Raw genomic sequence first — 19,737 nt, forward strand, 5'->3', positions numbered from 1 at the left:
TAATTATTTTCTGTGATAATATTTACATATGTATATTTTTATCATTTTTTTAGCATTATAATTCGTTAATTTATAATTGTATTTTATTATCAAAGATAACTTCTTCTCTCTGTTAATAAATATTATTTCCTTTTATTTTATAAAAAATGAATTTTTCTTTTACTTATAGATAATAATTATAATACAGGCCTTCGAATGCAAATAAAAAAAAGATTGTGGTAATAATAAAGGTTTCTCTTCATAATTACCACAATCTTAATTTTATTATTTCCAGTGTATTATTTTATTATTTCATTGCTTCTTCTATAGCAACAGCAACTGCAACAGTAGCTCCAACCATTGGATTATTTCCCATTCCAATTAATCCCATCATTTCAACGTGAGCTGGAACTGAAGAAGATCCTGCAAATTGTGCATCTGAGTGCATTCTTCCCATTGTATCTGTCATACCATATGAAGCTGGACCTGCTGCCATGTTATCTGGGTGAAGAGTTCTTCCTGTACCACCACCAGATGCTACTGAGAAGTATTTCTTTCCTTGATCAACACATTCCTTTTTGTATGTTCCAGCAACTGGATGTTGGAATCTTGTAGGGTTAGTTGAGTTACCAGTGATTGATACGTCAACTCCTTCATGATGCATTATAGCAACACCTTCTCTAACATCATTTGCTCCATAACATTTAACTTTAGCTCTTGGTCCATTTGAATATGGAACTTCTCTAACTATTTCTAATTTACCTGTGAAGAAATCAAAGTTTGTTTCAACATAAGTAAATCCATTTATTCTTGATATAATATATGCAGCATCTTTTCCTAAACCATTTAATATAACTCTTAATGGTTCTTTTCTTACTTTATTAGCTTTTTCAGCTATTTTTATAGCACCTTCTGCTGCTGCAAAACTTTCGTGTCCTGCTAAGAAAGCAAAACATTTAGTTTCTTCTCTTAAAAGCATAGCTCCTAAGTTACCATGTCCTAAACCAACTTTTCTATCATCTGCAACTGAGCCTGGGATACAGAAAGCTTGTAATCCTTCTCCGATGGCTTCAGCAGCATCTGCAGCTTTTACACATCCTTTTTTAATAGCTATAGCAGCACCTAAAGTATAAGCCCACATAGCATTTTCAAAAGCAATTGGTTGAGTTGATTTTACGATATCGTAAACATCTATACCTTTTTCATCACAAACTGTTTTTGCATCTTCTATTTTAGTCATTCCGTACTTTTCTAATACAGGAATGATTTGATTAATTCTTCTTTCATAACTTTCAAATAATGGCATAATACTTTTCCCCCTTCAAACTATTCGTGTCTTGGATCGATAACTTTAACTGCTTCGTCAAATCTACCGTATTGTCCTGTAGCTTTTTCCATAGCTTCATTAGCATCCATTCCCTTAGCAACCATTTCCATCATCTTTCCTAAGTGAACGAATCTGTATCCAATAATCTCATTGTTTGCATCTAAAGCAATTTTAGTTACATAACCTTCTGCCATTTCTAGGTATCTTGATCCCTTTGCAACTGTTCCATACATAGTACCAACTTGTGATCTAAGTCCCTTTCCTAAATCTTCAAGTCCAGCTCCTATAGGTAGTCCACCTTCTGAGAATGCAGTTTGACTTCTTCCATAAACTATTTGAAGGAATAATTCTCTCATTGCTGTATTAATAGCATCACAAACTAAATCTGTATTTAATGCCTCTAATATAGTCTTTCCTGGTAATATTTCTGAAGCCATAGCAGCTGAATGAGTCATACCTGAACATCCAATTGTTTCAACTAATGCTTCTTCGATTATTCCATCTTTAACATTTAAAGTTAATTTACAAGCTCCTTGTTGAGGTGCACACCAACCCACTCCGTGAGTTAATCCTGAAATGTCTTTTACCTCTTTAGCTTGTACCCATCTTCCTTCAACAGGAATTGGTGCAGGTCCATGATTTGGTCCCTTAGCAACAACGCACATTTCTTCCACTTCTCTTGAATACATCATATTATATCTCCTCCCTAATTATAGATTGCTATAGTCCTATTGGCTTATGAACACCTTTTAAAATATGTAGACTACAAGTAATCGGGACAAAGCCCATCCCACCATGGGCAAATTTATCCTACCTATATAATAACAGATGTCCAAATCTCAAACAACATAATATTATAAAAAATTTCCCTTTCATTCCATTAAATTTTACTACTTGCTATTTTAATCCACTTCTGATATAATAGCTTTTGTAGTCAGTCGGCATGGCGGAACTGGCAGACGCACATGACTCAAAATCATGCGGGAAACCGTGAGGGTTCGATTCCCTCTGCCGGCACCAATAATTGTAAGAAATGGCTTTATCACTAGGTTTGAATACCTTTTGATAAAGCCATTTTTATATTTTTATCACTTTTAATTTAAAGTAAAAACCACTCGATAATATTTAACTATTAAAACTAATATCCTTGTCATGGTTCTTATATACATTCTAATCCATAAAATCTACTATATACTATTTTATTGTTACGTATATCTTTAATTTTTGCCTTTATATTTATTTCATCATACAATATTTTTAAAACTATTCACATCAAGGTACTCTAGTGTAGTTACTACATAAATATATTAAGTAACTACTATATCCCCCATTCCACTTTAAGCTTATTAACTACTTTCATCATTTCTCCATCATCTTTCGCTATATCTGGATGATATACTTTTACTAAAGTTTTATATATTTTTTTATACTTGTCTCTATCCTCTTCACTGTAGTTACTATGTTTATTTTTCTGATAACTACTACTTGAATTATAACTATTGTAGTTACTTTTAAAATTTTCATAGTAACTACGCTGCTGTTCTTTAGATTCTTCATATTGCTTCTTAATATTATCTAGCATTTCATTATTTCTAAGTACACCAAAAACATCATAGCACTTATCATAAGAATACCTTCCATATTTTTCTTCAAAATTTGTTTTATCTTTTATATATTTATTGATTATTTTTTCATGTTTCTTATGAATTTCGTATTCTTTCGTTTTCTTATATTCCCGTTCTATTCTTTCAACTAATGAATTCAGCTTATTATATACCATTTTACAAAGCTCTTCTTCTGTTACCCCTATTGCCTCAATTTTCTTATTTAAATCGCAATAATCACCTATCCACATATCAGAATCAGTGGCAATATCATAATATTCAATAGTACATATACTCCATTGCTTCTTTTTAACCTTACCAGCTTCTCTATAACTCTTATGGATACTTATCTTATAAGCTTTTTTTATAGGTCTTTTAAATCTCCCCCCTGTATATCTATATTCATAATATCCAACATCAACTCCATATGTAGCTGATGATGTATAATATGCCTCAAGTTCTTTGTATTCTCCATAAGTATTTTCTTTCTTAAGCCCTATTTCTTGTATTACACAATACACCTTATCCCCCTCCCTTGTAGTTACTTAATATATTTTTTAGTAACTACTCCATACTATATAAATATGCAATAAATCACCTTATTTAATTTAATTACCTTATTTTTATCTAAATAAATTTTAACTACTATATAACTTATTTTTATGATTATATTATGATGCAAAAAAGGGACTCTTATCAGAATCCCTTGCTATTAAGCTATAATCAAAAATAATTTTTTATGAAGACCTTCTTATATTTTAACTTCTATCACTTTTATAATTATCAATATCAATGTAATAACAATTAAAGGGATAGTATTAAAAAATGCTATTCCTTTGTATTATTTTTTCTCTACTATACTTTTCTTTAATAATCTTAACAATTAAAGGAGCTAATTTAATCATAGAATCTCTATATCCTAATTCAATATTATCAAGCATCTTGCTTTTATTTATCATCAAGCTTCCTGAGCCATTAACTAATTCTATTTTTTTAGATGGATATACTTCTATAATTTTATTTTTGTCGAATCCTTCCTTACTTACGTTATCCTTATTAGATAAACCTACAACAATAATTAAATCACAATCATAGTTTTTTAATGGAGTTATTGGAATATTATCAACATTATTTTTAGAGTATTCTGGCGACTTAATACCTCCATCTGCATATCTATCATCTTTAATTTTAATAGGGCTAAAAATTATTGGTATAGCACAAGATGCTAAAACTATATTCAGTATTTCTTCATTACTATAGTCATTTAATTTAAAGTACTCCGCTCTTTCTTTATCTATATTATATGCGCATGCATAAATATCTCTATTATGCACATTTATCGTATCTATATTTACATATTCCCTTATAAAATTTTCTATACCTATTTGTGATAAAAGTCCTATATCATTATTTTTTATCTGCTCTATCATACTGCTCTCATATTTTCCATGAGCTATATTCTTAATAAATTCAGATATTTTTTTATTTCTAGTTTTTTCTTGTAACTTTATAAATCTAGAATAAGTTATACTACTCCAGCTATCTTTTATAATTTTTCTATCATTCATTGCAAATAACAACGCATTCACAGATCCTACAGAAGTTCCAGATATAACTTTCACATTATCTATTAAATCTAGTTCCCATAATGTTTTAAAAACTCCTGCTTCATAAGATCCCTTAGCCCCTCCTCCAGAAAGTACAATCCCAATTTTAAAATCTTCTAATAAATTACTCATATTAACCTCTCTTAGCAAAATTCTCACTATACATTGCAAATATGTAATATATTCCCTTAATTAATTGAATTATATAATACTGATATTGCCTAAGTAAATATTTATTATTTATACTTTTATTTATTGCTTGTTATGAATTTATTTTCTAATACTAAAGGGGCTATATACAAATGCCCCTTAATTTAAAATATATAATATATTATTCGAAATCTCTTTATTATTTTAACTTACCTAGGAACTAATCTTATAATTTTATCGTCTCCAAAATTGATATTTCCTCTTCCATCCCTATTACTTGTTGTAATATAAATAGATCCCTCCTCACTTTGAATAGCTTCTCGTAATCGTCCATACTTATTTTTAAATAATGAATCTATGTTAGTTACTAATGTTCCCTTTGAATCTAATGATATTACAAGTAACTTTTCTCCATGTAAATTTGCTACTAGTAATTTACCTATCCACGGGCCTTTATTTATAAAAGTCATTCCTGATGGCGCCCAAGTTATATCTCCACTTTGAATAAATGGTGACTGTACTTTTATTTCATTAGAAGTTTCATCTCCCTGTACTAATGGCCATCCATAGTTAGCTCCAGGTTTTATAATATTTATCTCATCATGTGCTGTTTGTCCATGCTCTGATTCATATAGCATATTACTTGAATTCCATGCTAATCCTTGTGGATTTCTATGTCCTAAACTATAAATTGGTGAGCTTTTAATTGGATTATCTCTAGGAATACTTCCATCTAACTCTATCCTTAATATCTTTCCTGCTAAGCTTCTAACATCTTGTGCTAAATTAGGATTTTCTGCATCTCCTGTTGATATATATAATTTCTTATCCTTCCCTATCTTTATACGTCCTCCATTATGAAATTCTCCACCTGGAATTTTATCTAGAATAATTTTATCAATAAATGCATTGTTATTTCTTTCAATTAATCTAACAACACGATTATATATTTTATTTCCTTCTAAATATGAATGCATTACATAAATATAATTATTTTCTAAATGATTTGGATCTAATGCAATTCCCATCAATCCACCTTCTCCTTTACTAATGAAAGGTGAAGTAAATCTAATTAATGGCTCTTCCTTAAGTTTACCATTTTCAATTATCCTAACTGTACCTAATCTTTCTGTAAAATATATTTTTCCATTATTGCTTATGTCTATTGCCCAAGGAACAAATAAGCTTTCTGCTATAACTTCTATTTTATATGGAAATTTATTTGATGAAGATAATTCAGCTTTTGTATTCTTCATATTTTCACTACGAGATAACATATTAGATAAAACACTATATATTATTCTTTTCATAGCAGCATCCTCCATATTATAATTAACACTTTCTTTATAATATGAATATATAACTATATTGCAACATTTATTTTTATTACGCATTTTAAATATGCATATCTTTTATACTTAATAATAGAAAGAATAGGAATTAAGCTTATACTCTTTATCATAATCTTTATTATATTTATGTTAAGCCTATATACATACTAAATAGTATCGTTTTATTCCAAAATCATAACTTTTTCATCATTTTTTTCATAAATATTATACAAAAAATTGTATATATGGTAAAATATTATATGAATTCGTCATTTTGCGGAGGTAATATAAATGGAAATTGTTAATAAAGGAATAATAACTAACTCTAATAATTTTTATATAGATACAATAAATAATTTACTTTTTACTCCAAATCTATTTATAAAAAGAAATTATCTTGAAGATTTATCTGAGGATATGGAAAATAGATTAATTAATAATAAAATTAATAAAAGCGAACAATCTATGATAAAACTTATAATTGGACTTTGTAATGAAAAATTAGAAGAATATTTTTGCGCTATAAACATATTTAATGAATTGATTCAAAGTAAAGAATTTATAAAGGATTCATTCATTATGGGAGCCTTGTATATTTCTTTATCTCTTACTAATTTAAAAATAAATAATATGGAATTACAAAAAAAATATTTTAATTTAAGTAAATCATTTTTAGAAGATACTAACCAATTTGAACTTTTACTTTTTCTTTATATAAATACTTCTATTATAAACTTAAAAATATATAAATTTGATCTTTACTTATATAATAATATCGATAGTTCCTTTAAAATTTTATCAGAACATGAATACAAATATTCCTCTCAAGCATATTTAATGCTTGGAATTATATATTATAAATATCTAAGTTTAAATAATATATCAATAAAACTTTTAAATAAAGCTTTATATATTTCAAAAATTAATAATCAAAATGAAATAGAAATTTTGGCAAACTATCATATAGCCTCAGTCAATATGCAATTATATAAATTTAAGGATAGTACAAATTTATATAAAAATATTTTAAACAATTATGATCTTTCATTACCTGTTAATATTAAAATGGACATCTATATTAAGTTATTACAAATATATATGAAATCCAATGAAAATCTAGATGATATAAATAAACTATTTAATATTATTGAAAAAAGCATTTATAAGTTAGATATTTATCATATTGATTCTTATCTTATAAAATATAATTTATTACTAGTCCAATATAAAATATCTCAAACTGATGACTCTATCATTGATCCATCATTAAATGACTTATTTTACTACTTAGACAATGCATACTATATATATAAAAGTAATATTACAAAGTTTAAGTTCATGGAATTTGATTATTGGCTAGAAATAGCATATGGAAATTTATTTTATAGATTAAATGACTATGATAATGCATTATTCCATCACAAGAAATCATTGCTTTATTCTGAAAAATATAAAAATATGAATACAATAAATTCATATAAATTAATTTATAAAGATTTTGAAGCTCTTGAAAACTATAAAGAAGCCCTTAATTATCTTAAAGCTTCAACAGAAACTCTCGAAAGCTACAATATAGATAAAAATTCTGATATTTACATTCAATTATTTGATGATTATGAAAATCTAAAATGTTATCACTCAATTAAGAACGACTTCTTTTCTAATCTTAGTCACGAACTTAGAACTCCTATTAATATAATTTATTCTTCTGTGCAGCTTATAAGTTCTTTAAAAGATAGAGATCCTGATTCAATAAAGGAATACTTTTTTAAATATGAAAAAAGTGTAAGACAAAATTGTTTAAGAATGTTGAAATTAATAAACAATTTAATAGATATAACTAAAATTGATTCTGGATCATCTAAATTAAATCTTGTAACTCTAGATATAGTATCTTTTATTGAAGATTTAACCTTATCTATAATACCCTATACAAGATACAAAAAACTAAATGTCACTTTTGATACCAATGTTGAAAAATTATATATGAATTTAGATACTTATGCATTAGAAAAAATATTGCTAAATCTTCTATCAAATGCAATAAAATTTACTAATCCTAATGGCAATATTTTAGTGAAAATTAACTCCAATAACAATTTTACTAAAATAATTGTAAGAGATGACGGCATAGGAATACCAAGTAATCTAAAAAATCTTATCTTTGATAAGTTTTTTAAAGTAGATGATACCCTCTCCAGAAATACTGAAGGAAGCGGCATTGGATTATCAATAACAAAAGGGCTAGTTGAAATGCATGGAGGATTTATTATTGTTAATGATGAATATACTAACGGCACTGAATTAATAGTTAATTTACCAACCCAACCTAAAAAACAATCATTAAAAAATAGTGATTTTAAATACTTCATAGATGACGAAAAAATTATAAGAGAATTATCTGATATTTATGAGCTATTTTAAATTAGTAAAAAGTTATACTAAGTTTATTATTTTATACTTAGTATGACTTTTTCATTTATTAATTATAATATTATAGTCTTACATTATAATATTATAGTCTTACTATTTTATATTATTGCTAAAATGAGCTTTACTTACTCTTCCTTCCCCCCAAAGTTTAATCTACTCTTATTTTAAATTATGTTAATTTACTTTAAGTAAATATTCTCATCTCCTAAATTTTATGATTAAAATATTACTTTTTATTAATTATGTATTTTTTAAGGCATTTAGTAAATACTATTACTATATTTTAGATTATTATCTAAATTTATTTTAAGGAGGATTCTAAATGAAAAAGTTTGTTTGTACTGTTTGTGGCTATATCCATGAAGGAGATGCACCACCAGAATTTTGTCCTGTCTGTAAAGTAGGTCCTGAAAAATTTCAAGAAATCACTGATGAAATGAAATGGGCAGATCAACATAAGATTGGTACTGGAAGTGGTCTTGACCCAGAAATTTTAGAAGCACTTAGAGCTAACTTTACAGGTGAATGTACTGAAGTTGGAATGTACTTAGCTATGTCACGTCAAGCAGATCGTGAAGGATATCCAGAAGTTGCCGAGGCATATAAAAGAATTGCTTATGAAGAAGCTGAACATGCTTCTAAATTTGCAGAGCTTTTAGGTGAAGTTGTTGTTCCAGATACAAAAGCAAATTTACAAGCTAGAGTTGAAGCTGAATATGGTGCTTGTGATGGTAAAAAGAAACTTGCTGATTTAGCTAAGCAACAAAACCTTGATGCTATTCATGATACAGTTCATGAAATGTGTAAAGATGAAGCTAGACATGGATGTGCATTCAAAGGCTTATTAGATAGATATTTTAATTAATAATCATTAAGAAGGAGAGATTTCAATGCAAAAAATTTATTGTAGTGCAAATAATTGTTCTCATAACAAAGAAAACATTTGTTTTGCTAATCGTATAAACGTTGTTGGGAAGAATTCAGATGTTGAATCTGATACATGTTGTGGATCATTCTTAGATAGATATACTTATGGAAATTTAACTAATAATGTTTATGATGAAGGAGATCCTTGTAGTTGTTTAGTATGTAAAGTTAATAGCTGTAAATATAACGAAAATCAGTTGTGTTCATTAAACTCTATAAATGTTTCAGGAAATGATGCTAAATTATATAGCCAAACTAATTGTGAAAGCTTTTGCAGAGAATAATATACTAAAAAAAATGATATCCAATCACGGATATCATTTTTTTATTAAGGGGATAAATTATTAATTGCTAAGCTGCGCTAACAACTATATACATATATTACTATGTTTTTATGTCAGTACTGTTACAAAAACTATAAGAAAATATTTCTTTTCCCTTAAGAAAATTAATTTTCAATAAATTTATTTAGCTTTTTTTGAAGACTATATATCCTTACATTAGACTTTAGCTTGGCTATGAATAATTCTTCATCTATTGGCTTAGTTATAAAATCATCAGCACCACAATCTAAAATTTTAGACAATGCTTTATTATTATCTAATGCAGTTACTGCTATAATTGATGCATCTATATTACTTCTTCTTATTTTTCTAATTAAATCCTTGCCAAATTCATTTTGCAGAATAATGTCTATTAAATAAATATCATACTTCTTCTTACTATCTATTAATGATTTCCCGTCTTTATAATAATCTACGTTATATATTTTTCTACTCCTTAATATTTCTCTTTCAAACTCTATAAAAAATTCGTTATCCTCAACTATTGCAATATTAGCTTCTTGAAGATCCCTCATATACTCGTCAGCTCTAAAAATATTATCTAAATAATTTCTAATTTCTTCTTCTAAATCTTTTTTTAGTATATATTCACTTATACCAAGATTAACCAAATCTTTTCTTTTATCATCCATATCTTCACTGGTAACTATAAAAATAGGAATATCAAACCTTTTATTTACTACTCCTACAAACTCTTCAATATCTCCACCATTAGCATATAATGATGATATTATAAGACTAACATTTTGCGAATTTAATACTTCTCTTGCCTCATTAAAACCATTTACGTTAATATACTTATGTCCTTTTTCTTTAACAATTTTCTCTACTAATTTAGAAAAAAAACTACTTTGCTCTACATGTAATATATTGTACATTTTCTTCCCACCTTTATATCATTTTAAATCAAATATATATTAAATACGTTTCTTTATATTTATCGTAAGAATTTTAAACTTATGAATCTTTTAGGTGAATCTTTTGTAATAAAAAGATCAAATATATAATTTTACTTATTTCTTAACTTTACTCTATGCCAGAGCAAACTATATATCAACTTGAAAACTGAAGGCAAAAAAAATTAAAAATCTTTGAAAATTACTTCAAAGATTTTTAATTTAAACCTATGTTTTAATTAATAATTTACATAATTAAAACTAAAAGTATAGTAAATATTGATATTATCTTTTAGAATATATCTCACCAAACACATTCATATACATATAAAAATAATAAAATCATTGCAACTCCTAAAAGCATCCATAATATTGAATAAATAATTTTTTCTATCTTCTTACTCATTTATATCACCTATGCTATAATATTCTATTGCATTTTTTAAGAACTTAACAGTTTGAATCGGAGCTTTCCCTATAGAAGTTTCTCCAGCTAATAAAAACCCATCAATACCATATTTGATAAATTTATAAATGCTTTCTATTTCTGGCAAAGTTGCAGGATTGCCATTCTTCATGCTATTTAATAAGTGTGTTGCTATAAAAACTTTTTTATTACTTTCCTTTATAATATTAATAGCTTGCTCTTGAAGATTTACAGCATTTAATATACCTGACTCAGGTACTAAATCTCCTCTTCCTATAACAATGGAATCCACTACATCTAAAATTTCTTTAATATTACTTATTCCAGTAGGTGTTTCCACTTTAGCCCATAGTCTACATTTATTATCTGGATATTTTTCTTTTATTAATTTATTTATTATATTAATATCTTCTTTTCTTTCAACAAAAGATTGGCAAATTATATCTATATCATTATCTAACGCCCATAATATATTCTCTTTATCTCCTTCACTTAAAAAAGTTTTATCATCATATACATTAGATAAATTACATCCCTTCCCTCCCCTTATAATTCCTCCTCTAATAACTTTAGTTTTTATTACGCCTTTATCTACTTCTATAATTTCGAAATTCATAGTGTTATCCTTCATAGAGATAGATTTAATGTCACTTTTTATTATTTCCTCTGTTCCTATTGTTAAAGGAATAAGCTTCATTTCATTAAGTTTTGAAGTATCTATGCTCCTATATAAATCTTCTCCACAAAAATACACTTCTTGTCCATTATAAATCTTGTATATATATTTTAAATCTTTAGATACTCTTATCTTTTTCCCACATAAATCAACTAGTATATGTACATCTCTTTTTATCTCCCTAGAAAATTTTATTACATATTCAAATTCGTCTTTATTAAAATGAGAACAATTTAACCTTAATATATCTACTCCATTTTCTATAAGTTCTTTAATAATCCATTTATCTGTAGATTTTGGTCCTATAGTTGCTATTATGTGCATAATACTCTCCCCATTATTACTGATACTTATTTCTACTACCCAAATAATATTTTTATTACTAAAATCTCTTTGTATAATTTCATAAAAATATGATATGAAATTATGTTTTTAAAGAACTTTCATATCATATTTATACTATTATTTTTACTATCACACATTACAAATTAATATTAGCTAATATATTAACTATTCCTTCTATATATAATTTTTCTATTATCTCTTCATTTTCTAGAGGTATCTTTATATATAATCCGGGTGCATTTGTATTTTTAAGCAAGTAAAGATGTTCACCTTTTTCACAAATCGTATTTTTAAGGTTATTCTTCAAAAGATTTTCTACCATTTCACAGCAAATTTTTGAATTTCTATCATAAAATATTTCACACATCGAAATATCTTTTTTAAATTCTATTCCAACATAAAAATCTATATTTGTTATATTGGCTATAAGAACCTTTTCTAATAAGTTTTTCCCTATATTTCTATTTTGAATTTGAGATAAATTTACAATGAAATTACCTCTTTCCTTTAATCCTTGTGAAATGGCGTTTAAAATTCTAGTATTATTTATATCTATTCCGTATTTCACCCTGCCTCCAAGGAAAATTGTTATTAGTTCATTATATTCTCTTTTGTGTAAAAATGTTCTAAAGTCTTTTTTATAAGAATAAGTTTATATATAACTTATTATTTGAGGAGGTAAATCGTGAAGAAATATTTTTTTGCTTCTATTTCTGTATTAATTATATTTTTATTTACTGGTTGTAATTTTAATAGCTCACAATACATAAGACCAAAGTCTAAACCAAGTAATAATTACTATACAAATCAAATTCAAGAAAAGCTAAATAATAACGAATCCTATACAATTAAAATTTTCGATTTAAATGTATATAAGTATTATAGTGTTAATGAAGGTGAACATAGCATTTTACCTGAATTTATCGAGTCATTAAGTAATGAAAACTATGGAGCTGAAATAGAAAAAGATCTTACTCCTGAGTATAAGTTAATTATAGAGTTCTCAGATGCAAAATATATAATAAATGCATATACTGACAAATTAATATCAATTCATCCTTGGGATGGGGTATATGATAAGGATAATATTTCCATGGAAGGTGTCTCTGATTATTATAATTTATATAAGTTTTGTGAATATATAAAGAAAGTTTCAAGTGGATTTGAAGGATAATTTAAAAGACAGTAGATAAATTCTTATTTTTACACTAACTTATCTACTGTCCTATTTTAATCTAACTTATGTTATTCTATAAAACTATTTTTATTATTATTTTTTGTTATTTTATTTTTTTATTTCTTCTAACATTCTAAACACTCTTTTTTTATTTAATGGATGTATCATATTAGGAGCAATTTCATTTAATGGAGCTAATACAAATTCTCTTTCTTCCATTCTAGGATGAGGTATTGTTACGAAATCATTGCTTGTTATTAAATCATCATAAAAGATAATATCTAAATCTATTACTCTTGGACCCCATCTAATTATTCTTTCTCTCTTCATATCTTTTTCTATATCTAGTAGCAAAGTCATAAGCTCATTTGGATTCAATATAGTATCTACTTCTATAACCGCATTTTTAAAACTATCTTGCTCTTCATATCCCCATGGCTCTGTTTCTATTATAGTAGATTTTTTTACTAATTTTATTTCCTTATTACTTTTTATTTTTTCTATAGCAATATTTATATTTTCTTCTTTTTCTCCAATATTGCTACCTAATGCAATATATGCTTTATGCCATCCTCTATTTATTTCAATTGCAGCTGTATCTAAATGTCTTCCTATTGGTGCCCATGGTTTTTTTAAATATACTTTTATATTTTTTACTAAATCATAATTGTATAATACGTATTCTGCTATTTTTTCTGCTGCAGTTTCTATTAAATCATAGCTCTCTTTTTGAAATTCCTTTTCGATATTATGACAAAGCTCTCCATAATGAACTGACTTTGTTAAATCTCCTGTTTTAGATGCTAAGCTCAAATCTATATCTAATTCTAAAGATAATATAAATTTTTGTCCAAGAGATTTTTCCTCATTAAATACACCATGGTTTGCAAATATCTCAACATCTTTTAAATATAACTTATCCATAGTTTTCCCTCTATTTCATTTTTAATATTTTATCTGTCATTATGCAAGCTCTTTTATTTTCAAGCACGTCATGCACTCTAACGATTTTGCATCCTTTCATTATTCCCATTACAGTAGTTGCTATAGTTCCTTCTACTCTCTCATCTACTGGTAAATTTAATGCTAATCCAATCATTGACTTTCTTGAAGTTGCAAGTAAAACAGGGAATCCTATATTTACAATTCGTTCCAAGTTATTCATCACAATCAAATTTTCCTCATAAGTTTTAGCAAACCCTATGCCTGGGTCTAATATAATATTTTCTCTTTTTACACCAGCATCTAAAGCTATATTTATACTTTCTATTAAATCTACTAATACATTGTTCATTAAATTAGTATAAGGTTTATCTTCTCTGTTATGCATTAGTATGCATGGTACATTATATTCTGCTACTACTTTAGCCATATTTTTATCTTTTTTAAATCCCCATACGTCATTTATTATATCTGCTCCTGCTTTTATAGCTTCTTCTGCAGTTTTACTTTTATAAGTATCTATTGATATTAAAACATCTAACTCATTTTTTATAGCTTTAATTATTGGCACTACTCTCTTTATTTCTTCTTCTTCAGATACATACTCTGCTCCTGGTCTTGTTGATTCTCCACCTATATCTATTATATCGGCACCTTCTTCTACCATTTGCTTTGCTCTTTTTACAGCTTCCTGAGTTTCATTGTATTTTCCACCATCAGAAAAAGAATCTGGTGTTACATTTAGTATACCCATTACATAAGTTCTTTCATCTAAATTTATTACTTTATTTGCTATCTTCATATTTCTCTCCCCTTTAGCTTGTATTTTTATAATCTTATAATTTTATTTTTTTTATTTTCATCCCAATAACAATCATTATAAGCCTTACAATTAAAACAATTTCTTGAAAGCTTATCACTTTTATATATAATTTTTGAAAGCTCATCATCACTTTCTTGCCTATGCTCTTTTATACATTTAATAATTAAATTTTTATCTTCCTTACTAAAATTTGTATCTTCTAATAATTCTGATGCTATTATGGCACTTCCTTTATGATGATCTATTCCTTCATTATATTGCAAAACTCTTCCTATATCATGTAATAAAGCTATAGCATATATTACTTCTTTATTATATTTCAAACCCTTTTCTAGTACAGTTATATACGCAATTCTTGCAACATCTAAGAAATGCTCAATGGTATGATTGCAAAATTCTCTATTTATTTCTAATTCATTTAATTCATTTAATAAGCTTTTATACTTAGGGCTATTTAGAATCTTGTTAACATTTTGCAAAATCCCACCTCCTATTTTAATAAGCTCATTACTTCTTTTCTTAGCTCATAATCGTCTTTAAAGCATCCTCTGTACGTTGTTGTAATAGTTTTTGTTCCTGGCTTTTTTACACCTCTCATAGTCATACACATATGTTCACCTTCAATTACTACCATAACGCCTTCTGCATCTAAATATTTCATTATTGCATCAGCAACTTCTGTTGTTAATCTTTCTTGCAACTGTGGTTTCTTTGCATAAACTTCTACACATCTTGCAAGTTTTGAAAGTCCTGCAACCTTTCCATTTGGTATATAAGCAATATGAGCCTTACCATAAAAAGGTACAAGGTGATGTTCACACATTGAATAAAATGTAATATCTTTTTCAAGAACTAAATCATTGCCCTCAACAGTAAATGTTTTTGATAGTTCCTCTTTTGCTTCTTGTCCTATACCCGAAAATATTTCTTCATACATTCTAGCCATTCTATCTGGAGTTTCTAAAAGCCCTTCTCTATTTGGATCTTCTCCAATACCTTCTAATATTAGCTTTACTCCTTCTAATATTTTTTCTCTATCTATCATTAAACGCCCCTCCTAGTTTTCAATTTGTGCTTCATACTCTTCTCTAATCTTAATTGTGATTTTATTTTCTGTCAAAATTCTATTTTCAAATTTACTTACTCCCATTATACCTAATAAACTATTTGTTATAAATATTTCATCTGCATTCATTATTTCATCTAAATTTATTTCTTTCTCTATTACATTGTGATTTCTAATAACATAATCTCTAACTATCCCTGGAAGTAATCCACTACTAACTTTTGGAGTAAAGATTGTACCATTCTTCACAATAAATATATTAGATAAGCTGCCATCACATACATATCCTTTTTCATTTAAAAATATAACTTCATTATATCCTTCTTTTGTAGCTTCTTCTCTTTCTAAAATATTTTCTAAATAGTTCATAGATTTTATATATGTTAATTTAGAAGTTGAATTTTTTATTGTCCCTGCTATCTTTAATGAAAATCCTCTTAAATAATCTCCACTTTTATATACTAGTTCTCTTGTTTCTAATACTATATTTTTTTCTGTCACAACTATTTTTAAAGCACAATTCTCTATATTAAAATCTTTTATTAAATTATTAATATCTTCTACTTCTACTAATTCTCCAATTTGCAGAGTATTAATACCATTATTAAGTCTATTTATATGTTTCTCTAAAAATATTGGCTTTTCTTTCACTAGTATAGTTTCAAATACACCTCTTGCAAAAAAATATCCACTATCTATAGTTATCTTATCTTTTCCAACTATTACATTTCTCATTATAATACCCTCATTAAAGCTTTTGCTTTATCTAGTGTTTCATTATATTCATCTTCTTCTATAGAATCATAAGTTATACCGCCACCAACTCCAAAGTACGCCTTATTATCTTTCTTAATAATTGTTCTTATAGCAATATTAAAATCTGCATTTCCTCTAAAATCAAAATAACCTATAGAACCTGTGTAAAGATTTCTTTTTAACCCCTCTAATTCTTCTATTATTTCCATAGCTCTAATTTTGGGTGTTCCTGTTATAGATCCCCCTGGAAAACATTCTTTAATACACTTCACTGCAGATACATTATCCTTTAATCTTCCCTCTACAGTTGAAACTAAATGGAATACAGTCGCATATTTTTCAAGCTTAAAAAGTTCAGTTACTTTTACAGAGTGAGGTTTACATACCTTGCTTAAATCATTTCTTTCAAGATCTACTACCATTAATAACTCTGCTCTATCTTTTTCGCTATTAATAAGTTCTAGACTATTCTTTATATCCTCTTCTTCATTCTTCCCTCTAGGTCTTGTCCCTTTTATTGGCCTTGTAACTACTTTGCCTTTATTTATTTCTATAAATCTTTCAGGTGATGAACTTATTACTTGAAAATCTTCAAAATTCATATATGCAGAGAAAGGAGCCTTATTTATAGTTCTTAATTTTTTATATATTTCAAATGGATCTTCCTCATTTTCCGTATAAAACCTTTGAGTCATATTAGCAATATAAACATCACCATTTACAATATAGTTTTTTAATTTAGTAATTGCTTTTTTATAGTCTTCTTTTTCAAAGTTAGATTTAAAATTATTATTTATAGATTCAAAATTTTTCTCTTTTATTACAGTTGCTAAACCTATCTTTTTCTCTAAATAATCTAACTCTTCATTATAATTAGTATCACTTATTGATGTTATGTATTGCTTATTATTTTCTAAATCAAAAATTATTATATTCTTATAAAAAATAAACTTCATATCACTTATATTAAAATCTTCATTACTTGTATCTGGAATCCTCTCCAATATTCTTCCTGTATCATATGATATATATCCAATTGCGCCTGAAATAAGAGGTATATTTTCATATTCGTTATTATCGTATTTATATTTATTTATAAGACTTTCTAGAACCCAAAATGGTTCACCTTGTACTTTTACTTTGTTAATAAATAATTCTTGTCCTTTGGACTCAAAAATCATAAAAGGATTTATACCTATAAATGAAAATTTAGATAAAATTTTATCTTCTTTAGATGAATCTAATAATATCGTATTTACTCCATCCTTAAAAATATTATAAACCTCAAGAGGATTAAATTTAATTTTAACTTCTCTTACTTTAACCATTCATATCCTCCCTAAAGTTCTTTGATATCTCTATAAAATTCTTTATTATTTTATGTCCATCTTCTGTCATTTCAGCTTCAGGATGGAATTGAACTCCAAAAATAGGATATTCCTTATGTCTAACCCCCATAACTACATTATCTTCAGTATAACTAGTAACTTCTAAATCACTACTAAGATTTTTCTCATCTATTATAAGAGAATGATATCTTGTGACTCTTAATGGATTTTTTATATCTTTAAATACACCTTTATTTGAATGATTAATATAACTTATTTTACCGTGCACAGGCTCTTTTCCTTTTATTACACTACTAGAAAAATAATGACCTATACACTGATGCCCAAGACATATTCCAAGTATAGGCTTAATGCCTTTAAAATTATGTAAGATATCTAGTGATATCCCTGCTTCAGTAGGTGTCTTAGGGCCTGGAGAAATTATTATTCCATCTATATCTAGCTTTTCTATTTCTTCAATTGTTATCTTATCATTTCTATATATTAAAACATCTTCTCCTAACTCTTCTATATATCTAACTAAATTAAACACAAACGAATCATAATTATCTATCATTAAAAGCATAAATCTCCTCCATGTTTTGTGTTAAAAGCAATATTATTATGTTAAAATTATTTTAATGAATAAATTATATCATAATAGTATATAACTTTAAAATTCTAAGTTATATATTATTAATTTGAAAGGAGAAGATATATGTTTAAATGCGATTTGCATATTCATTCTATTTGTTCTGATGGTAGATTCACTCCTAGCGATATTGTAAAAATGGCAAAAGAAAAGAACTTAGACTATATTTCTTTAACAGATCACGATACATTAACTGGTATAAAAGAAGCTTTAAATGAGGCTGAAACTCTCAATGTTAAATTTATTCCTGGAATAGAACTCTCTACAGAATATAATGGTGAATCAATCCATGTTTTAGGCTTCTTTAATAAAGATAATTATGATCATCTGGAACTTAATAATATATTAAATGAATTTAAAGAAAGAAGAATTTCTAGAGCATATAAGATAGTTGATAATCTAAAAAAATATCATAATATTGAAATTGATATAAATAAAGTTTTATCTAATGGAAAAGATACTATTGCAAGACCTCATATAGCAAAAGCTATAATTGATGCTGGTTATCCTTATGACCATGATTATATATTTGATAACTTTATAGGTAATAATTGTCCAGCTTATATTCCATCTACTAAACTTTCTACTAAAGATGGTATTAAACTATTAAAAAAGTATGGTGCCTTAGTTTTTTTAGCACATCCTGTATTGGTTAAAAAAACACCTGTTGAAGATTTATTAGATTTGGGATTTGATGGACTTGAAGCTATTTATTATAAAAATACCGAAAAAGATACAAATAAATTTTTAAGGCTAGCTAAAGACAGAAATTTATTTATTTCAAGCGGATCAGATTGTCATGGAATTCCTAATGATGAAGGTCATGGAAGTGTAGGTGATGTTAATATTCCTCAAGATGATTCTATAATCTCTATGTTAAGTTGGGTTCTCTCTCATAATTAAAGAGCTGTCTGTAGCAGCTCCTTAATAATATAAATGAAAATAAT

The 19,737-nt window shown here is 26.7% G+C and carries 20 protein-coding genes and 1 tRNA gene; 6 read left to right on the forward strand and 15 right to left on the reverse strand.

Features of this window, described 5'->3' with window-relative positions; all coding sequences use genetic code 11:
- Positions 1 to 286: 286 nt before the first annotated feature.
- Entirely contained in the window at positions 287 to 1,285 is a 999-nt protein-coding gene (locus I2E83_RS03455) for a GGGtGRT protein (protein ID WP_008679645.1), read from the reverse strand.
- A 20-nt stretch (positions 1,286 to 1,305) separates the two neighbouring features.
- Entirely contained in the window at positions 1,306 to 1,998 is a 693-nt protein-coding gene (locus tag I2E83_RS03460) for an iron-sulfur cluster assembly scaffold protein (RefSeq protein WP_066894354.1), read from the reverse strand.
- A gap of 245 nt (positions 1,999 to 2,243) precedes the next feature.
- Between I2E83_RS03460 and I2E83_RS03465 the strand changes: the two genes are divergently transcribed.
- Positions 2,244 to 2,326, forward strand: a tRNA-Leu gene (locus I2E83_RS03465).
- Positions 2,327 to 2,624: 298 nt separating this feature from the next.
- Here the strand turns inward: I2E83_RS03465 and I2E83_RS03470 are convergent.
- The 3 genes from I2E83_RS03470 to I2E83_RS03480 form a co-directional block, all read right to left on the reverse strand.
- Positions 2,625 to 3,431, reverse strand: coding sequence for a hypothetical protein (locus tag I2E83_RS03470; RefSeq protein WP_195428547.1), 807 nt, complete (start codon positions 3,429 to 3,431; stop codon positions 2,625 to 2,627).
- Positions 3,432 to 3,728: 297 nt separating this feature from the next.
- Positions 3,729 to 4,649 (reverse strand): patatin-like phospholipase family protein, encoded by a 921-nt coding sequence (locus I2E83_RS03475; RefSeq protein WP_195428549.1) that lies wholly within the window; start codon positions 4,647 to 4,649, stop codon positions 3,729 to 3,731.
- 227 nt (positions 4,650 to 4,876) lie between these two features.
- The gene (locus I2E83_RS03480) at positions 4,877 to 5,977 is read right to left on the reverse strand and encodes a PQQ-dependent sugar dehydrogenase (RefSeq protein WP_195428552.1); all 1,101 of its coding nucleotides are present in this window, start codon (positions 5,975 to 5,977) and stop codon (positions 4,877 to 4,879) included.
- A gap of 312 nt (positions 5,978 to 6,289) precedes the next feature.
- On the opposite strand from I2E83_RS03480, the gene I2E83_RS03485 reads away from it, so the two are divergent.
- The 3 genes from I2E83_RS03485 to I2E83_RS03495 all read left to right on the forward strand — a co-directional run bounded on the left by I2E83_RS03485 (position 6,290) and on the right by I2E83_RS03495 (position 9,642).
- Entirely contained in the window at positions 6,290 to 8,422 is a 2,133-nt protein-coding gene (locus tag I2E83_RS03485) for a tetratricopeptide repeat-containing sensor histidine kinase (RefSeq protein ID WP_195428554.1), read from the forward strand.
- Positions 8,423 to 8,753: 331 nt separating this feature from the next.
- Positions 8,754 to 9,296: an NADH peroxidase gene (locus I2E83_RS03490; RefSeq protein WP_195428555.1), complete on the forward strand. Its 543-nt coding sequence runs from the start codon at positions 8,754 to 8,756 to the stop codon at positions 9,294 to 9,296.
- A gap of 25 nt (positions 9,297 to 9,321) precedes the next feature.
- Positions 9,322 to 9,642: a DUF1540 domain-containing protein gene (locus I2E83_RS03495; RefSeq protein ID WP_195264196.1), complete on the forward strand. Its 321-nt coding sequence runs from the start codon at positions 9,322 to 9,324 to the stop codon at positions 9,640 to 9,642.
- Positions 9,643 to 9,806: 164 nt separating this feature from the next.
- Here I2E83_RS03495 and I2E83_RS03500 read toward each other — a convergent pair whose 3' ends face one another.
- The 3 genes from I2E83_RS03500 to I2E83_RS03510 form a co-directional block, all read right to left on the reverse strand.
- A complete protein-coding gene (locus I2E83_RS03500) occupies positions 9,807 to 10,580 on the reverse strand; it encodes a response regulator (RefSeq protein ID WP_195264197.1) in 774 nt (257 codons plus the stop codon).
- 416 nt (positions 10,581 to 10,996) lie between these two features.
- Positions 10,997 to 12,025 (reverse strand): pyruvate kinase, encoded by a 1,029-nt coding sequence (locus I2E83_RS03505; RefSeq protein WP_195264198.1) that lies wholly within the window; start codon positions 12,023 to 12,025, stop codon positions 10,997 to 10,999.
- Between the two features lie 157 nt (positions 12,026 to 12,182).
- On the reverse strand, positions 12,183 to 12,614 hold the full coding sequence (locus I2E83_RS03510; RefSeq protein ID WP_195264199.1) for a hypothetical protein: 432 nt from the start codon (positions 12,612 to 12,614) through the stop codon (positions 12,183 to 12,185).
- A gap of 117 nt (positions 12,615 to 12,731) precedes the next feature.
- Between I2E83_RS03510 and I2E83_RS03515 the strand changes: the two genes are divergently transcribed.
- Positions 12,732 to 13,220, forward strand: a complete 489-nt coding sequence (locus I2E83_RS03515; RefSeq protein ID WP_195264200.1) for a DUF4883 family protein — start codon at positions 12,732 to 12,734, stop codon at positions 13,218 to 13,220.
- A 111-nt stretch (positions 13,221 to 13,331) separates the two neighbouring features.
- Here the strand turns inward: I2E83_RS03515 and folK are convergent, their stop codons facing one another.
- The 7 genes from folK to I2E83_RS03550 are packed head-to-tail and all read right to left on the reverse strand — an operon-like array spanning position 13,332 to position 18,724.
- Positions 13,332 to 14,147 (reverse strand): 2-amino-4-hydroxy-6-hydroxymethyldihydropteridine diphosphokinase, encoded by an 816-nt coding sequence (gene folK / locus I2E83_RS03520; RefSeq protein ID WP_195428557.1) that lies wholly within the window; start codon positions 14,145 to 14,147, stop codon positions 13,332 to 13,334.
- 10 nt (positions 14,148 to 14,157) lie between these two features.
- The gene (gene folP / locus I2E83_RS03525) at positions 14,158 to 14,967 is read right to left on the reverse strand and encodes a dihydropteroate synthase (RefSeq protein ID WP_195428559.1); all 810 of its coding nucleotides are present in this window, start codon (positions 14,965 to 14,967) and stop codon (positions 14,158 to 14,160) included.
- 26 nt (positions 14,968 to 14,993) lie between these two features.
- Complete coding sequence (locus I2E83_RS03530; protein WP_195428561.1) at positions 14,994 to 15,467, reverse strand: HD domain-containing protein; 474 nt, start codon at positions 15,465 to 15,467, stop codon at positions 14,994 to 14,996.
- 11 nt (positions 15,468 to 15,478) lie between these two features.
- Positions 15,479 to 16,033, reverse strand: a complete 555-nt coding sequence (gene folE / locus I2E83_RS03535) for a GTP cyclohydrolase I FolE (protein WP_195264204.1) — start codon at positions 16,031 to 16,033, stop codon at positions 15,479 to 15,481.
- Positions 16,034 to 16,045: 12 nt separating this feature from the next.
- Positions 16,046 to 16,789 carry an aminotransferase class IV gene (locus tag I2E83_RS03540; protein WP_195428563.1) on the reverse strand — a complete coding sequence of 248 codons (744 nt, stop codon included), beginning with the start codon at positions 16,787 to 16,789 and terminating at the stop codon, positions 16,046 to 16,048.
- On the reverse strand, positions 16,789 to 18,138 hold the full coding sequence (gene pabB, locus I2E83_RS03545; RefSeq protein WP_195264206.1) for an aminodeoxychorismate synthase component I: 1,350 nt from the start codon (positions 18,136 to 18,138) through the stop codon (positions 16,789 to 16,791). The genes I2E83_RS03540 and pabB overlap by 1 nt, the downstream gene beginning before the upstream one ends.
- Positions 18,131 to 18,724: an aminodeoxychorismate/anthranilate synthase component II gene (locus I2E83_RS03550; RefSeq protein ID WP_195264207.1), complete on the reverse strand. Its 594-nt coding sequence runs from the start codon at positions 18,722 to 18,724 to the stop codon at positions 18,131 to 18,133. The genes pabB and I2E83_RS03550 overlap by 8 nt, the downstream gene beginning before the upstream one ends.
- A 132-nt stretch (positions 18,725 to 18,856) precedes the next feature.
- On the opposite strand from I2E83_RS03550, the gene I2E83_RS03555 reads away from it, so the two are divergent.
- Entirely contained in the window at positions 18,857 to 19,693 is an 837-nt protein-coding gene (locus I2E83_RS03555; protein ID WP_195264208.1) for a PHP domain-containing protein, read from the forward strand.
- Positions 19,694 to 19,737: the final 44 nt, after the last annotated feature.

This window comes from Clostridium sp. D46t1_190503_E9 (genome assembly GCF_015555225.1).
In the GTDB taxonomy this organism is placed as follows: domain Bacteria; phylum Bacillota; class Clostridia; order Clostridiales; family Clostridiaceae; genus Clostridium.

Bases quoted from the DNA above. Each gene is read 5' to 3' on its own strand.
- I2E83_RS03455 (WP_008679645.1), bottom strand. From the start codon at position 1,285: ATGCCATTATTTGAAAGTTATGAAAGAAGAATTAATCAAATCATTCCT.
- I2E83_RS03460 (WP_066894354.1), bottom strand. From the start codon at position 1,998: ATGATGTATTCAAGAGAAGTGGAAGAAATGTGCGTTGTTGCTAAGGGA.
- I2E83_RS03475 (WP_195428549.1), bottom strand. From the start codon at position 4,649: ATGAGTAATTTATTAGAAGATTTTAAAATTGGGATTGTACTTTCTGGA.
- I2E83_RS03480 (WP_195428552.1), bottom strand. From the start codon at position 5,977: ATGAAAAGAATAATATATAGTGTTTTATCTAATATGTTATCTCGTAGT.
- I2E83_RS03485 (WP_195428554.1), top strand. From the start codon at position 6,290: ATGGAAATTGTTAATAAAGGAATAATAACTAACTCTAATAATTTTTAT.
- I2E83_RS03490 (WP_195428555.1), top strand. From the start codon at position 8,754: ATGAAAAAGTTTGTTTGTACTGTTTGTGGCTATATCCATGAAGGAGAT.
- I2E83_RS03495 (WP_195264196.1), top strand. From the start codon at position 9,322: ATGCAAAAAATTTATTGTAGTGCAAATAATTGTTCTCATAACAAAGAA.
- I2E83_RS03500 (WP_195264197.1), bottom strand. From the start codon at position 10,580: ATGTACAATATATTACATGTAGAGCAAAGTAGTTTTTTTTCTAAATTA.
- I2E83_RS03505 (WP_195264198.1), bottom strand. From the start codon at position 12,025: ATGCACATAATAGCAACTATAGGACCAAAATCTACAGATAAATGGATT.
- folK (WP_195428557.1), bottom strand. From the start codon at position 14,147: ATGGATAAGTTATATTTAAAAGATGTTGAGATATTTGCAAACCATGGT.
- folP (WP_195428559.1), bottom strand. From the start codon at position 14,967: ATGAAGATAGCAAATAAAGTAATAAATTTAGATGAAAGAACTTATGTA.
- folE (WP_195264204.1), bottom strand. From the start codon at position 16,033: ATGATAGATAGAGAAAAAATATTAGAAGGAGTAAAGCTAATATTAGAA.
- I2E83_RS03540 (WP_195428563.1), bottom strand. From the start codon at position 16,789: ATGAGAAATGTAATAGTTGGAAAAGATAAGATAACTATAGATAGTGGA.
- pabB (WP_195264206.1), bottom strand. From the start codon at position 18,138: ATGGTTAAAGTAAGAGAAGTTAAAATTAAATTTAATCCTCTTGAGGTT.
- I2E83_RS03550 (WP_195264207.1), bottom strand. From the start codon at position 18,724: ATGCTTTTAATGATAGATAATTATGATTCGTTTGTGTTTAATTTAGTT.
- I2E83_RS03555 (WP_195264208.1), top strand. From the start codon at position 18,857: ATGTTTAAATGCGATTTGCATATTCATTCTATTTGTTCTGATGGTAGA.